The organism is Herbaspirillum sp. LeCh32-8 (genome assembly GCF_017814915.1).
In the GTDB taxonomy this organism is placed as follows: domain Bacteria; phylum Pseudomonadota; class Gammaproteobacteria; order Burkholderiales; family Burkholderiaceae_D; genus Herbaspirillum.
Genome location: NZ_JAGIPZ010000001.1, coordinates 936,576 through 950,691 on the forward strand (window position 1 = coordinate 936,576; position 14,116 = coordinate 950,691).

At 65.7% G+C, this 14,116-nt stretch carries 17 protein-coding genes; 1 reads left to right on the top strand and 16 read right to left on the bottom strand.

All coding sequences use genetic code 11. The features are described 5' to 3' along the window. Positions 1 to 112 precede the first annotated feature (112 nt). The 12 genes from J8I26_RS04310 to J8I26_RS04365 all read right to left on the bottom strand — a co-directional run bounded on the left by J8I26_RS04310 (position 113) and on the right by J8I26_RS04365 (position 10,105). Positions 113 to 799 carry a hypothetical protein gene (locus tag J8I26_RS04310; protein ID WP_209604350.1) on the bottom strand — a complete coding sequence of 229 codons (687 nt, stop codon included), beginning with the start codon at positions 797 to 799 and terminating at the stop codon, positions 113 to 115. After that, complete coding sequence (locus tag J8I26_RS04315) at positions 786 to 1,286, bottom strand: hypothetical protein (protein ID WP_209604353.1); 501 nt, start codon at positions 1,284 to 1,286, stop codon at positions 786 to 788. The genes J8I26_RS04310 and J8I26_RS04315 overlap by 14 nt, the downstream gene beginning before the upstream one ends. Next, a complete protein-coding gene (locus J8I26_RS04320; RefSeq protein ID WP_209604354.1) occupies positions 1,283 to 2,662 on the bottom strand; it encodes a FliI/YscN family ATPase in 1,380 nt (459 codons plus the stop codon). Before J8I26_RS04320 ends, J8I26_RS04315 begins: the two co-directional genes overlap by 4 nt. Then, a complete protein-coding gene (locus J8I26_RS04325) occupies positions 2,656 to 3,699 on the bottom strand; it encodes an FHA domain-containing protein (protein ID WP_209604356.1) in 1,044 nt (347 codons plus the stop codon). Before J8I26_RS04325 ends, J8I26_RS04320 begins: the two co-directional genes overlap by 7 nt. Positions 3,700 to 3,798: 99 nt before the next feature. Further along, entirely contained in the window at positions 3,799 to 4,242 is a 444-nt protein-coding gene (locus tag J8I26_RS04330; RefSeq protein WP_245200046.1) for a hypothetical protein, read from the bottom strand. Positions 4,243 to 4,320: 78 nt separating this feature from the next. Beyond that, entirely contained in the window at positions 4,321 to 5,280 is a 960-nt protein-coding gene (locus J8I26_RS04335; RefSeq protein WP_209604359.1) for a hypothetical protein, read from the bottom strand. Positions 5,281 to 5,474: 194 nt separating this feature from the next. Then, positions 5,475 to 7,562 (bottom strand): type III secretion system export apparatus subunit SctV, encoded by a 2,088-nt coding sequence (sctV, locus tag J8I26_RS04340; protein ID WP_209604361.1) that lies wholly within the window; start codon positions 7,560 to 7,562, stop codon positions 5,475 to 5,477. A gap of 66 nt (positions 7,563 to 7,628) precedes the next feature. Next, positions 7,629 to 7,922, bottom strand: coding sequence for a hypothetical protein (locus J8I26_RS04345; protein WP_209604363.1), 294 nt, complete (start codon positions 7,920 to 7,922; stop codon positions 7,629 to 7,631). After that, positions 7,900 to 8,355 (bottom strand): hypothetical protein, encoded by a 456-nt coding sequence (locus J8I26_RS04350; protein WP_245200047.1) that lies wholly within the window; start codon positions 8,353 to 8,355, stop codon positions 7,900 to 7,902. Before J8I26_RS04350 ends, J8I26_RS04345 begins: the two co-directional genes overlap by 23 nt. Continuing rightward, a complete protein-coding gene (locus tag J8I26_RS04355; protein ID WP_245200048.1) occupies positions 8,352 to 8,663 on the bottom strand; it encodes a hypothetical protein in 312 nt (103 codons plus the stop codon). The genes J8I26_RS04350 and J8I26_RS04355 overlap by 4 nt, the downstream gene beginning before the upstream one ends. Before the next feature lie 22 nt (positions 8,664 to 8,685). After that, complete coding sequence (locus tag J8I26_RS04360; protein WP_209604368.1) at positions 8,686 to 9,069, bottom strand: hypothetical protein; 384 nt, start codon at positions 9,067 to 9,069, stop codon at positions 8,686 to 8,688. Positions 9,070 to 9,112: 43 nt separating this feature from the next. Beyond that, positions 9,113 to 10,105: a hypothetical protein gene (locus tag J8I26_RS04365; protein WP_209604370.1), complete on the bottom strand. Its 993-nt coding sequence runs from the start codon at positions 10,103 to 10,105 to the stop codon at positions 9,113 to 9,115. 274 nt (positions 10,106 to 10,379) lie between these two features. On the opposite strand from J8I26_RS04365, the gene J8I26_RS04370 reads away from it, so the two are divergent. Next, positions 10,380 to 11,057 (top strand): RNA polymerase sigma factor, encoded by a 678-nt coding sequence (locus J8I26_RS04370; RefSeq protein WP_209604372.1) that lies wholly within the window; start codon positions 10,380 to 10,382, stop codon positions 11,055 to 11,057. 79 nt (positions 11,058 to 11,136) lie between these two features. On the opposite strand, the gene J8I26_RS04375 is transcribed toward J8I26_RS04370, so the two are convergent. From J8I26_RS04375 to J8I26_RS04385, 4 genes are all read right to left on the bottom strand, one after another. After that, positions 11,137 to 11,670 carry a hypothetical protein gene (locus J8I26_RS04375; protein WP_209604374.1) on the bottom strand — a complete coding sequence of 178 codons (534 nt, stop codon included), beginning with the start codon at positions 11,668 to 11,670 and terminating at the stop codon, positions 11,137 to 11,139. A gap of 4 nt (positions 11,671 to 11,674) precedes the next feature. Beyond that, positions 11,675 to 13,246 carry a class I SAM-dependent methyltransferase gene (locus J8I26_RS04380; RefSeq protein ID WP_209604376.1) on the bottom strand — a complete coding sequence of 524 codons (1,572 nt, stop codon included), beginning with the start codon at positions 13,244 to 13,246 and terminating at the stop codon, positions 11,675 to 11,677. A gap of 57 nt (positions 13,247 to 13,303) precedes the next feature. Continuing rightward, positions 13,304 to 13,432: a hypothetical protein gene (locus J8I26_RS22785; RefSeq protein WP_280868294.1), complete on the bottom strand. Its 129-nt coding sequence runs from the start codon at positions 13,430 to 13,432 to the stop codon at positions 13,304 to 13,306. A 61-nt stretch (positions 13,433 to 13,493) separates the two neighbouring features. Then, entirely contained in the window at positions 13,494 to 14,093 is a 600-nt protein-coding gene (locus tag J8I26_RS04385) for a hypothetical protein (protein ID WP_209604379.1), read from the bottom strand. Positions 14,094 to 14,116 lie beyond the last annotated feature (23 nt).

A 14,116-nucleotide genomic window follows, 5' to 3' on the forward strand; every position in this document is an offset into this window, starting at 1 on the left:
GCGGGAGAGTTCGGACATAAGAGCCTGTTCGGGTCGCTGGTGAAAGCGTCAGGCCGGCACGGAGACGAGCCGGCCCGGCCGCATTCTGCAGCCGCCTGCTACCGCCCCCGTTCTACAACACCGTCAGCCTGACTGGTGTTTCCATACGTTGCGCCAGCCTGTTTTCCAGTTCCGTCTTCTTCTTTTTTATTTGCGCCCGCAGGCGCTCGGTGGACGGCATGAGCAGGATGGAAGTGCTGCGCTGGCCGATGTCGACGGCCACGCCCAGCCGGGCGCCGCATGGCAGCAGTACGTCGAAGATGCCCTCCTCGCCGGGGACGGGCATGGAAGCGGCCAGCAGCGCGCAGTCGAGTTCGGCGGCGGCATCGACCGTGCCGTGGACGGACGCGCCGCCGGCTCCGCCGGCCTGCTCCTCGCCGTCATTGCCGCCTCCCCCGCCTTGGCCACGCTGGCCGCCCTGCCCGTCCACCACCAGCAGCAACGGCAGCCCGGCGGCGGACAATGCGTCTTGCGCGGCCGCGCTCCGGGTGTCGCGTTCGGTGAGCTGGCGCGGTGCGGCGCGCGGACTTGCCTGGCCCTGGTTGGCGTGACGCTGGGCGCGTTGCGGCGGCGCCGGCCTCGGCGCGGGTCGCGCCTCCGGCTCGGCGGCGCGCGCCACGGCGGGCGGCTTGGGAGTTGGCTTGATCCGGGCCGGCCCGGGCACCGCCGGCGCGGGATCGGGACGGCTTTGCTGCAGCAACGGTAGCGACAGCGCCTGCGACCATCCCGCCGGTAGCGACGACAGGTCAGGCCTGTTCATCTTGCATCGCCGCCAGGGCTTTCATCTCGTCGCGCAGGACGGTCAGTTTTTCCTGCTGCTTGTTGGCGTCCTTGACGCGCTGGCGTGCACTGAAGAAGTCGGCGCCGGCGCGCCGGCAATCGCGGGCCAGGGTCGCGCACGACAGGCGCATCCGGCCGGCCTCCAGTTTCATGCGTTCATAGACGGTCTTGGCGCGCGTGAACTCGGCATTGGTGATCGCCATGCCGAAGAATGCGGCGCGAGCCGCTGTCCATTCCGATTGCGCACGCGCGGCAGCTTCGCGCCAGCGGCGCTTGCTGTCGACCAGATCGGCGCGCAAGGCGCGCCACGACGAGCGCGCTTCATTACGTTCGCGTTCCAGCCGCCCCAGGCGCTGCTTACGCACGCTGAGCAACTGGTCGAGCCGACGGTCGGGTTTTTTCGGCTCGGCCACATCAAGCACTTCGCGCTTGCCGGGCCGCGCCCCGAGTGTGGCGCCGCTCCTCATTCTGCCATCTCCATCAGCGTGTCCAGCGTCTGCTGGTAATCGGAGCTGCCGCTGGTGTCCTGACGTAGAAAGCTCAGTTGCTCCGGGCGCAACTGCATGGCCCGATCAGCCACCGGGTCGGCGCCCGATTTGTATTCGCCCAAGCGGATCAGCAGCTCCATCTCCTGGTAGCGCGCCATCAGCTCGCGAAAGCGGGAAGCGGCGCGGCGATGCTCGCGCGAGGTCACGTTGCTCATCACGCGACTGATGCTGGCCAGCACGTCGATGGCCGGATAGTGCCCCTGCTCAGCCAGTTTCCGGGTAAGCAGGATGTGCCCGTCCAGCAAGGACTTGGCTTCGTCGCCGATCGGGTCGGAGCTAGACTCGCCGTCCACCAGCACCGTATACATGGCTGTGATCGACCCCTGCGGCGTGCCGCCGGCGCGTTCGATCAGGCGCGGCAGCATGGTGTAGACCGAGGGGGTGAAGCCGCCGCGTGCCGGCGGTTCGCCGGCGGCCAGGCCGATCTCGCGTTGCGCGCGGGCAAAGCGGGTAAGCGAGTCCACCAGCAGCAGCACCTTCATTCCGCGGTCGCGGAAGCCTTCGGCAATGGCGGTGGCGGTGAAGGCGGCGCGCGAGCGCTCCATCGAGGTGCGGTCGGAAGTGGCGCAGACCACCACGGTCTTGCGGATCAGCTCCGCATCCAGCTCGTGGTCGAGGAATTCATTGAGTTCGCGACCGCGTTCGCCGATCAGGCCGAACACGATGGCCTCGGCTTCGCAGCCGCGCGCGATGGCCGCCATCAGCGTGGTCTTGCCGCAACCCGGTCCGGCAAACACGCCGATGCGCTGGCCCAGCCCCATGGTCAACAGCCCATCGATGGCGCGCACTCCGGTGGCCAGCGGCGTGGCGATGCGTGGACGGCTGGTGGCGGGCGGCGCGTCGCGAATGACCGGCGACATGGCCCGCCAGGTGGCGACGTTTTCCTGCGCTGCCGGCGCACGGAACATCCAGCGACCGAAGCCGTCGAGCACGCAGCCGAACAGATGATCGCCCACCTCGATCGAATGGGAGCGCCGCAGGGGCTCGATCACCGTGCGGGTGGATACCCCCTCAAGCGGACTCAGCGCCGAGAGGATCGAGGCCTTGTCGGTGAACCCGACCACCTCCGCCAGCATGGTCTTGCCGGGCTGCTCCGGGTTGAACAGATTGCACAGCTCGCCGATCTGCACCGGCGGCATATGTGCTTCGATCAGGGTTCCCAGCACCTGCGCTACGCGGCCCTGGCTGGTGAAACCCGGCCTCGGCGGCAGGTCGCCCCGCCATCCCGGAAGACCCGCGCGCAAGGCGTCGAGCCGCTCGCGCAACTGCGCATCGAAGGTTTCGCGCGTCACCATGAGACGTTCAACGCCTGCTTGCCGGTGAACTTGATCTGGTTGCCCGCCACCGCTGCCAGGCGCACGCCGCGATACTCGTCGCCGACGTAGAGGCGGCGACCGTCATCGGTGACGATGCTGGGATCACTGCCGTTGAGTACCTGGATGATGCGAAACGGCAGCATGGACTCCGGGCTGCCGATCTTGACGTCGATCGGGAAGTCAATCACATGGGCCTTGGCGAAATCGCGCAGCATGCGCTGCAGGCGCTCGGCATCGTCGTCGCCCATGGCGCCGCGGATGGTCCAGGCCCCCTCGCGTAACTCAAGGGTCACCCGGTACAGCAGGTCGACCTCGGCCAGCCGTCGCCGCAACGCGGCCTCCAGCTCGGCCGCCGGCAATTTGCGCGGCAGCGCTGCAAGGCGCTTGAGTTCGTCCTCGCGCACGCGGGCATGCTCGTCGGAGGCAGCAGGATGGCTGGTCAGCGCGTAGGCCGCAGCGCCGGTGAGCGCGGTCGCCAGGAACAGCGGCAGCAGCACCATGCGATAGCCGCGTGCGCGCCGCGGCTGCGGCATTTCTGCTGCCGCGCTATCGGTTGCCACCGGCGCGTTCGCTGCCGGCGCCGGTGACGGCGTTTGATTTTCGGTGATGCCTGGCGGCGTGCCGTGCGGCATCGGATTGTCATCGTCGGCGCTGGCATCCTGCTGTTCGTCCGGCGGCGCCGGCGGCGCATCGCCCGGCTCCGGCGGAGGGTCAATCCACGGCGCGTCCTGGTCCACCACGGTCAGCCAGATGCGATCGGCGCGCGCCTGCTCGCCAAAAGCCAGCTGCAAGGTCGACGCGGTCTGGTTGGTATCGGCGCGGCGCAGGCAACCGTCCATCGCGGTCAGCGTCCAGCCGCCGGCCGTCAGGGCCAGTCGGGCGTGACGCCCCAGGATGCCGGGATCGGCCAGCACCACGTCGGCGTCTTCATGCGCGCCGAGAATACGCTCGCCACTGTCGGCCAGCGGTAATGTCGCGCCACGGTGGTAACCGTTGAGAATGCGCAGTTCTTGCATGATCTTGCTCCATCGGGCAGTGAGGCGCCGGGCGCGGCCTGAATCGCCGCATGCCCTGCTCGGCTATCTGTGCACGCGCCGGCGCGGCGGTTCCATCGCTTACCTGAAGGCGCTCTTGAGCAAGGCGATGAAAAAATTGTCGCTGGAACGATGGGTGGCCGGATTGCGAGGATCCCAGTCGGGATTGTCCATGTTGAACAGCGCACCCAGCACCATCGCCTCGGCCAGTTCACGGCGCTTGCGGGCCGCTTCTTCGCGCTTTTGCGCCGTCGCACGCAACGAGATGGCCGTCACCGCCTGCTCCGGCCTGCTCTTGAGCAGCGCCGGCGTGCGCTTTTCCTTCTCGGCAAGCGCCAGCGTCACTTCATCCATCATGTCGCTGACGAAGGTATAGCATTTGTCGCGCATCAGCTCGAGATCGCGCGAGAGGTATTTGTCCTTGCTGGCGCGCTCGATGATCTCCATGGCTTGGTCATGTGTCATCGGATGGGTCGGCGCTGCAGCCGCATCCGGCGAGCGCAACTGTTTGGCTGATAGGCTCATCTTTTCAGGCTCCGTTTTCACCACAATTGTTCTGCTTGCCGCCGCATGCCTGGCATACGGCGGCTGTTGCCACACCGCTTATAGAAGCCTGGGCGGCCGTGGCGGCGGCATGTCAGCGTCGTTGTCGGACTCCACCGTGGGCCGGCGGTAGGCTGCCGGCGGTGAAGACGGCGGCTGCAGCGGCGGACGTTCGTACACGACCGGACCGTGAGTGCTCTCGGTTTCCTGGAACAACACATCGCCGTTGGGGGCCAATTCGGGATCCCATGCGCCGCCGCTGACTCCGTGCTCATGACCCGGTCGCGGGCGCGGCGCCGCGCCGATGTTCTGCGCAGCCTGGTCGCGGGCGCGCTGCTCGAACTCAGTGCCGGCCGTGACGATGCCGAACAGCTTTTGTCCGTATTCGGGGTCGTTCGGATCGAGCTGCGCCACCAGTGAGCGCAGATGCGAAGGAATGACGTCCGGCACCCTCGGCGGCGGCCCGCCATGCTCGCGCTGGTGGCGCTGGCGCACCTGGAAATCCTCGAGCTCCTCGGTAATCTGCTGGGGACGACGCTCCAGGAATCGCGCCACGTTGCGCGGCACGCCTTGGAACAGATCGGCGAAGTGCCGATGCAGATGACTGCCCAGCGGATCGGTGGGAGGCGCCTGGAACTGTGGCGCAGGCGTAGAGCCCGGCGTGGCCGGCGGCGAGGCCCCGGATGTCGACGAAGGTCGCCGGCCAGCGGCCGCGGGGTCGTCATGTACGGGCGCGGGGTGCTCGAAATTCCATCCCATCTCGTGGCCGATGGCGCTCCAGAAATTGTCGACCCCTCGTTGAGGCGAGTAGGCGTTCAAAATTTGGGCCAGCTTGTCCTGGCCTCTGTTGCCGGCGAATTCTTCGACCCTGCGTGCAATGCGGGAAAAGCCCGGTGCGCTGTGGCGGCGATCGCCGTCATCTGATGTGCGCGAGGAACGGTCAAAGCGATCCTGGCTGCGGGAGACGCCGACATGGTCTTCCAGGCGGTTGAGGAAGTTGTTGACGATGTTAAAAGGCATGATGCTTCCTTATCGACCGCGGCGGCCGGGCACAAGCGCCGGTCCGGCCACGGCGGCATGGGGCGGTTATTGGCAAAGCGCCGTGAACGGCGCGCTCGAATGCGGCGATCTGGTCGCTCGCATCGCTTCCTCTATGAATGTCGCCGGCGTCGCGGCGGTTCCCCGAACCGGGGCCGCCGCTCTCGAACACCGGGTCAGACCTCGATCATGCCCACCGGCTTGACCTTGGCATGCTGGGTGAGCTCGGAAAACGCAAACACCGGTACCGGGAAGAACTCTTCTTCGATCAGCTTGCGCACTGAGCGCCGGATGTCGGCTGCGGTGACCAGCACCGGCGGCACGATGGGCGTGCTGACGTTGGTTGAGAGTTCATTGAGCCGGTCGAGGATCATTTGCTCCAGTTCGGAGTCGATGTCCAGATAACTGCCCTGGCTGGTCTGGCGCATGGCGTTGCGCAACTGATCCTCCAGCTCGGGCGAGAGCAGGATCACTTCGATCAAGCCCTCGCGCGAGGCCTCGAAGCAAAGCTGTCGCTTGAAGGCCAGCCTCACATAGTCGGCGATGACGTCCGGGTCACGTTCCTTGGGCGCCCAGTCCAGTGTGGTTTCCAGCAGCAAGCGCGCATTGCGCAACGACACGCCCTCGCGGGTCAGCCGTTGCACCACCTCGGTCAGGCGCGGCAGCGTGACCGTCTTGATCACTTCCTTGCCCAGTTCGGGATAGCGGCGTTCGGCCCAGCGGGTAAAGCGAATCACCTCGTTGACGCCAACGAACATCTGACAGTTGCGCAGCATCTCCACCTCGATGTCGGAGGCAAACACTTTCTCCCATGGCTCTGCCAGCAGGCCCGATTCTGCCAGTTTCTCCGGCTCCTCGGCCTTGACCCAGACGCGGCGGTGCCGCGAACCGGGAATGTTGCGTTCAAACGCCTGGAAGCCCAGTTCCTGCACCCGTTCCAGCGATTCCCGGGTGGCGCTCCAGCCCAGCATGATTTCAGCATCGACCAGCGGCACCTCGGACATCATGAAAAATACTCGCCCTTCCGGCACCATGGCGCTGAACTCGAAATCGATGGGCTTGAGGTCGGGAATCCCGCGCCGTTCCAGCATGGCGTTGCGCATGATGCGCACCGCCGTGCGAATCACCTCTGCCTCTGCCTTGCCGCGCATTGACTCGTTCATGCGCAAGATGAAGGGGGTGGTGGCGGCGAAGCTGGTCAGGTCAACGATGCCGGCGTTCTTGCGCTCCAGTTCCTCCGACTCGCGCGCCATCTCGGCGTCGGCCAGCGGTTTGAGGATGCCCACCACGCCGGCCACGCACAGCCCGATCGCCAAGGCCACGAAGATCGCCGTCGGCATCCCCGGGATCAGGCCAAACAGCAACATGATGCCGGCCGCGGTCAGCAGCGCCTTGGGTTCTCCAAAGAGCTCGCCGACGATATCGCGGCCGATATTGGTCTCACCCTCCTCGTTGTCGTCGCTCACGCGCGTGGTGATGATGCCGGCGCCCAGCGAGATCAGCAGCGCCGGAATCTGCGCGATCAGCGCGTCGCCGATGGAGAGGATGGAGTAGATCTGCATGGCCTGGCCGGCATCCAGTCCGCGCTGGACGATGCCGATCGAGATGCCGCCGATCAGATTGATGGCGACGATGCAGATGCCGGCGATGGCATCGCCCTTGACGAATTTCATCGCGCCGTCCATGGCGCCGTGCAGCTGGCTCTCCTGACCCAGGTGGGCGCGCTTGGCCTTCGCCTCTTCCGGAGTCAGGATGCCGGCCCGCAAGTCGCTGTCGATCGACATCTGCTTGCCGGGCATGGCGTCCAGGGAAAAGCGCGCCGACACTTCCGATACCCGCTCCGAGCCCTTGGTGATGACGATGAATTGCACCACCGTCAGGATCAGGAAGATCACCAGCCCCACCACCAGGTTGCCGCCGACGACGAAGTTGCCGAAGGTCTCGACGATGTGGCCGGCATCGGCTTCAAGCAGGATTAGGCGCGTCGTCGATACCGAGATGGCCAGCCGAAACAGGGTGGTCAGCAGCAGCACCGCCGGAAACGTGGAGAAGGCCGTGGGACCGGCCATATACATGGCGACCACCACGATCAGGCCGGAGGCGCACAAGCTCACGGCGATCAGGATGTCGAGCAGCCAGATCGGCATGGGCAGCACCAACATGAAAACGATGCCGATGACCAGCGCCGCCGCCAGCAATTCGGCGCGCTTGCCGAGCTGGATGGCGAACTTGTTGAGCAGCATGACGATGCCCATGGCTTTCATGGAGATTTCCCCTGTGATTCGTTTGAGACTGGCGCAAGCCGCCCGGCCGCGCCACTGTCCTGCCCGTTATGCCTTGTTATCGCAGGCGTATTGCAGCCGACGCAGCACCAAGTCCACCCAGGCCGCGTTTTGCGGCGTGCGCATGGCGTAAAGGCGCTGCCGGTCGACCGGCTCCAGCACCTCGGTGGCGGCAAAGTCGCGCATCAGGCTGAGTTTTTCATCATCGGGCCATAGCAGCAGGCAGCCGCTGGCCAAGGCATATGCCTCTTCATACTGATAGGCGTTGAGGTGGCCCCAGACCAGGCCGAGCGCGGCGACCAGCTCGGCCGGCATGCCGTCATGCTGTCTCTTCTTGCGCATGCGCTTGCTCCGTGTCGACGATTCCTGACTGCGCTTCGGAGTGCTTCATCTGCAGCCAGCGCAAGCGCATCCGGACCGCTGCTTCCACCTGGCGCAGGGCCTCCATCAGCGGCTGGCGCGCCGCACCTTCGGGCAAGCTCAGGGAATGCTCGACCAGCAGGCGCTGCAGCCCGCGCATGGAAGCCACCGGATCGCCGCGCCAGACAGGGTTGTCTGAGGTCAGCTTGGCGCCGAGGAAATCGGTGAGCACCCGTTGCAGCGGGTCGACCGGCAACTCCAGTGCGGGCAGCGAGGCGGCCTCCTCCTCGTCCGACAGCAAGGGGCGCGACTTCTGCTGGGGAGCGAGCGCGCCGGCGCTGTGGATCTCGGCCAGTTCGCCTGGATCTACCGGCAACTGCCGACCGACGACGGCCGGTGAAATGCGCGCGTTCAATTGAGCAACTCCAGCGCGGCGTCGAGCTGGCGCTCCAGTTCATCGCCCCCCTCTTCCTCTTCCGAGCTCAGGCGTCGCACCACATAAATGCCGCCGTCGTTGAACAGGGCGGGTAGCCAGCCGCCAAAGACGCGCAATTCGGCGCCGCGGCGGCGCAGGAGGTCCTCCGGGCGCATCGGCGCCTCGGCGCTCACGCCCAGGGCAACCAGCATGCCCGCATCCAGCGGATAGGCGAACACGTGCATGCCGTTGTCCAGATGACTCATGGCGACGGCTTGCTGTATGCGCGCCTCACCGATCAGCTTCATGACCAGTTCCTTCATTGTCGACTCACCTCTTTCTCGATGGCGCGCGCGCCGGCATGTCGCCGGCGGCGCGGTAAAGGGCATCCAGCTCCACGCGCCATGCCTCTTCGCGCAGTTCTTCCTGGGTCGGGAAATTCGACATACCCGCCTGCAATGCGGTCACCTGGCGGTTCAGCTCATCGAGCAACTCGCGTCGCGCATTGAGCTTGTCCTGGGCCCAGATGGTCAGCGGCAATTCGGCGATGGCATCGCGCACCAGCCGATAAGCCCGGGCCCGGGTGTTCTTGTCGATGCCGGCGATGTCCACGATCTGCGCCATCAGCTGCGGCACCTTGCCCTTGCCCCAGCCGGCCTCGGCAGCGGTGAGCAGGATCACGGTCAATCCGACGTCGTCTACTTTGACTTGCATTTATCACCTTCATCGAAAGCGGCCGCGACCAGTCCGCCGCGGCTCAGGACTTGATTTGGGACAGGTTCACCAGCAGCTGCCTGGAGACGTTCATGGTCGAACGCAATTGCATGAAACACTTGCTGTCGGAGATCGCCAGCGCATAGGCGCCGCGGTTGCGTACCGGGTTCTTGCGCAGGTTGTCCTGGTTCAGCGTGGCGCCGACCATCTGGCTGCAGATCACGTCGGCCATCTCGATGAAGCAATCGGGGGCATGCCGTTGCAAGGCGCGCGCCATGACCGCTACCGACAATTCTGTTTCCACCTCACTGTCGCGCGGCGCGCCGATGATGATGCGCAGCTCGCGACGCAGGCCGCGCTGCGGCTCCAGGCTGGGATCGCCGACCTCGGCGGCCTCCTGGACTCTCTTGAACTCGCCTCGTATTTCGCCCATGCGATTGCGGATCAGCGAGCCCAGGATCTGCGTGACGGAGTTCTTGAGCTTGTTGGACTTGAAAAGATCAGCGGGCGGCATACCGGCGCGACGTGCCTCGACATCGCGTCGCGCGCGCAGCATGGTGCTGACGGCATCGAGCACGGCATGCTCGCTCAAGCGCTGTTCCACCTCCTCACGCGCCTCGCGGTCTTTTTCGCGCGACTGGCCCAGCTTGCGCTCCAGCACGTCCTTCGGATCGAAGCCGGCCTCATCGACCGGCGCCTCCAGTAGCGAGAGCGCCGACGACCCGTCCTTTTTTTCACCCTTCTCGGATCGTCCGCGGCGGCCCGAAGCCTGCTCGCGCGGCTGCCTCGGTTGCACCGGCACGGCGAAGTGCTTCAGCGTCTTGCGGGCAAACGCCAGCGAACGCACGCCGGCCGGCATGTTGATCGCATCGAGCGGCACCACTTCCGTGTTGCCCAGGCCGCCGGGCGTCTGCCTTCCGAGGTGCGGCTTGTGGTGCGGCCCGCGAGCAGGCGTCAGCCCGGGAGGAAATCCCTGGCCGGCCTGGCCGGGCTGCGGTTGGCCGATGGATGGATTGAACGGTTTAAAGGAAGCCATGATGCCCTTGGGTGGCGGCATCGCGGCGGCAGGTTCCATTCATGCGTGGGCGGAGGCGGCCGGCAAGAAAAGAGGCGCAAAGCCGCTGTGGCGGTTCCCTCCCACGTAGGGCAATTCCTCAACATTCTTCAAAGTCTCACGAATGTTCAAAGAATGAATGTGCGTCGCGGGAGCGCTGATATCTTGCGCCCATGCCAAACGAGCGGTGGCGGAAGAACAGGTAACAACGCAGCGCTCGACCATCCAACACAGCTGACTCGCCAAGGAGAGCACGATGCACACCGCATTTCAAACAGAAGCAAGCCAACTCGACGCACACCATGCCTTCGCGCTGGCGACCCCGCCTGAAGACCATCATGGCGACGCCTGCGTGGACGTGGCCGAAGCGCCGCGTCAGGAAGCGGCCGGACAAGCCGCCGGCGTGGAGATCGATATCGTGGCGCTTTACACCAAGCATCGAACGCACCTGCTGCGTTTTGTGCTGCGCTACGTAGGCAACCACGAAGATGCAGAAGACGTGGTGCAGAACACCTTCATCGAGGCGGTCAAGTGCGCGCACCGCTTTTCCGGCCTGTCCAAGCCGTCCACCTGGTTGTTCGGAATCGCACTCAACCTGGCGCGCAATCAGGTTCGCCGCAACACCGCCGACCGCTATGAGATGGTTGACGAAAACTTCATGGAGCAGTTGGTCGATGCCAGCGCCGATCCGGCCATGGTCTACGAGCTGCGGCAGATCGCCCAGAAAGTCGACGACCTGCTGGGCGAATTGCCGCCGCATATTCGTCATACCTTCGAGGCCGTGCTCGACGGCGACGCCACCTATGAGGAAGCGGCCCAGCAATTGAGCATTCCGATCGGCACCGTACGTTCGCGCGTGTCACGCGTGCGGGCTGCGGTTCGCCATGAATACGGCGACGGCGCCGCCGGCGCCAAGCATGGCAAGGGGCGCTGAACGCGCGACGGCCCGGACGCAAGCCGGGCCGCTCGGACTACCGTGAGGATGGAAGGAGGACGGTGTGAAGGGAAAAAGCTCAGGGCGCGGCGCCGATGATCTCCCGGGCGCACTCCGTCGCCAGATCCGCCGTAACGAGGATTTCGTCCATCACGCTGCGTTCGTCGGTGAGCAGGCGCAGCGGCACCTTGCGCACCAGCACGTAACGGCCTTCATCGGCGTGCCAGAGAAAGTCGCAGGAACCGGCGGCGACCTTGTCCAGCGCAGCGGGCAGCGACAACAGCGCGGCTGCGGCCGCGGGTGCGTCGGCGGGCGGCAAAGTGGCGGTGACGCAAAGATAGAGGTCGGCGCCGGCCGGCTCCACGGAGGTCCGGGTGACAATCTCGCCCAGCTGCAACTCCAGCGCGGGACGCGTTGCGGTTTCCTGGCCGCAATGGCGCATCAGATCCAGCAGCAATTGCTTGACCTCCTGGCCGGAAATGTCGTCGTGGTGTTGATCCAAGGTGGCGGTCCTGGTGGCAATGGCATTGGCCAATGCAGGCCATTTTATCAATGAAAACGGCCTTTTCAGGCCGTTTTCCCCATGAGCGCCATAAAGCAGGCTGCAGGTCATGTTCTCACTCCGGCTGCGGCGCCGCTTCCGGCGCCATGTTCAGGTTAGCCCACACCGGCAGGCGCTGTACGCAGATGGCCTGGGCCAGCGACAACAATTCGGCATGGATTTCTTCTCGCGTGGACAGCGGCGCTCCGCCCCGCTGGAGGTGCGTGCCCTGACGATGGATAGCTTGCGCCATCGGCCCCACCCATTGCTCCGGCTGCGATGACGCCCGCGCCAGCTGGTCGAACGCTACGCGCTGCAGCAGCCCCGAGGGCACGCCGTTGCCCAGCAGCGGCGAAGCCAGCACCTGGAAGCGGTCTGACTCGGATGACCAGGCGGCGATGAGACGGTTGAGCCGCTGCGCCGCTTGCTGCGACTGACCGGCGGCGCAAAGGAAGAACGGTGCGGCCTGGCGCGACGCCGACAGCAATATCGCCATCGACGCGATTTCGCGTAATCCGCGCCCCTGCTTTCGCAGCGCCGGCAATGCCGCCAGCTCGGCCAGCGAATGCGGCCTCTGACGCAGCGCATCCATGACCGGCTGGTAGGTGTGCGGATCGGCGTGCACATTGCCGATGGCCAGCGGCAGTTCCAGCGTGATGCGCGACGAAGCCTCGGTCAGCGCCAGGCCGCAGCGCTCCAGCCACGCGTCGCGCCGCTGCGCGCTCATGCGCCGCGCTCCGCGTACGTAGACGTCTTCCCGGAAGCTGCTGTTGCAGATCTGGTCCCACACCAGCTCACGCATCCCGGCATTAGGCTGCTGCGCCAGCAGCGATTGCTGCGCGTGGCTCAGGTACAACTCGGGAAAACCATACGCCAGCTCGGCCGAGCCGACATAGTCCAGCTTGGCCCGGGCCATGCTCTGGATCACATCGATCGAGAACAGCGCGTCCCAGCCCTGATTGAGGTACTCGTGCGCCAGATAGCCGGGGTCATCCGTCTCCAACGCGCGCATGCGGCGTTGCAGGCCGCCGGCCTCGGATTTTCCGAATACGGCGGCGCCGGCTTGCGACAACGCGCGCACCAGCGTGCTGCCCTGATGCAGCTGCGCCTGGCGGTCGCAATGGTCGTTGCGACCGAATTCGCGCAGCGTGCGCTGCAGCGACAGCGCCGAGCTCCATCCGGGCAAGGCGTTGTAGTTCAGGTAGACGATGCCGCCCGGTTTGAGATAGCGGCGCAGGAACTCGACGATGTAGTCGCGGTTCTTGCCGTCGACCCAGCTATAGACGCCATACATGGTCACGAAATCGAAGGCCGGCAGGTCGATCTCGCCATGCGCCATCTGTTCGAAGCTGCATTCCAGTACGGTCAGGTTATCGATGCCGGCGGCGCTGGCCATCTCCTGCGCGCCGCGCACTTGGGTAGGCAGGAAGTCGACTGCATAGAAGCGCCCCTGAGGATTGGCCGCGGCCAGTACATTGGAGGTCAGACCTTGTCCGCAGCCCAGCTCCATGTAAGTGAACTCGCCGTCCAGGGCCACCGGCTCGATGCCCTGCGCGAGGCAGGCGAAGCTCAGGTGAACCGGACTCTGCTCCGGAAAGAATCCTACCGGGTAATCGATCCCGTGCACGTAACCGCTACTCCATTCCATGGTCTTCTCCGCTTGTTTGATGTGCCCGTCCCGGCAGGCACGGACTATCGCCGTTGTTCATTTACGCGGCAATCGCCTGATGCGATGCCAGGGAAAGTCGTCGGCCAGCAGCGGCGCGGTTGCGCCACAATGGCCGAAGCCGGCCAGGGAAGAAAGCGCATCTGTGGGAACAACATTGTCTTTCATGGCTGCGTCCTTTCATCAAAAGTACGGTCGCACGGCGCTACCCGTCGCGCCGGCATGGTCCTCAGGCTGCGTAGGCGCCGCTGAATGCACGATAGAACTCGCCCCCAGGCCTGACCAGCAGGTTCATGATGGCGCGATTGCGTTCCGACCTGGCCCGCGCGGCGTTGTCGCCACCGCCGAGAGCATGCGAGACCTGCGCCGCCGGAGCCGGCTCCGACTCCCGGCCCCCCCCCGTGGCCGTCGGCGTGCGGGCGCGTTGGGTCCTGTCCGTAGCCAGCGGGCTGTCCTTGCGGCTATCGTCGTGGATGGCGTCGATACGAGCGTCGCCGTGCGTCATGCCCGGCATCGGCGGCGGCTCGGCGGCCGCCTGGGCGGGTGCGCGCAAGGCGGCGCCATGCAGCTTGGCTGCGCCGGCTGCTGCGCCCTTGCGCGGCGCGCGCAGGTAGCTGAACACCCCGGCCGACTTCAGGTTGGGCAAGGCGCGCGTGAGCGGCGCGAGCGGCAAGCCCGTCGTGACGGCGGGCTCGGCGTTTGTTCCCGTGCCGGGGGCGGCGTAGTAAGCGTCGGCGAATTGCGTGTACCGACGAACGAGGTAGGCGTTGGCCGGGCCGGCGGACATATGAGTGAACGCCGACTGGATGGGTTGAATTGCTCTGATCATGATGCGGTTCTTTCATGCTGCGC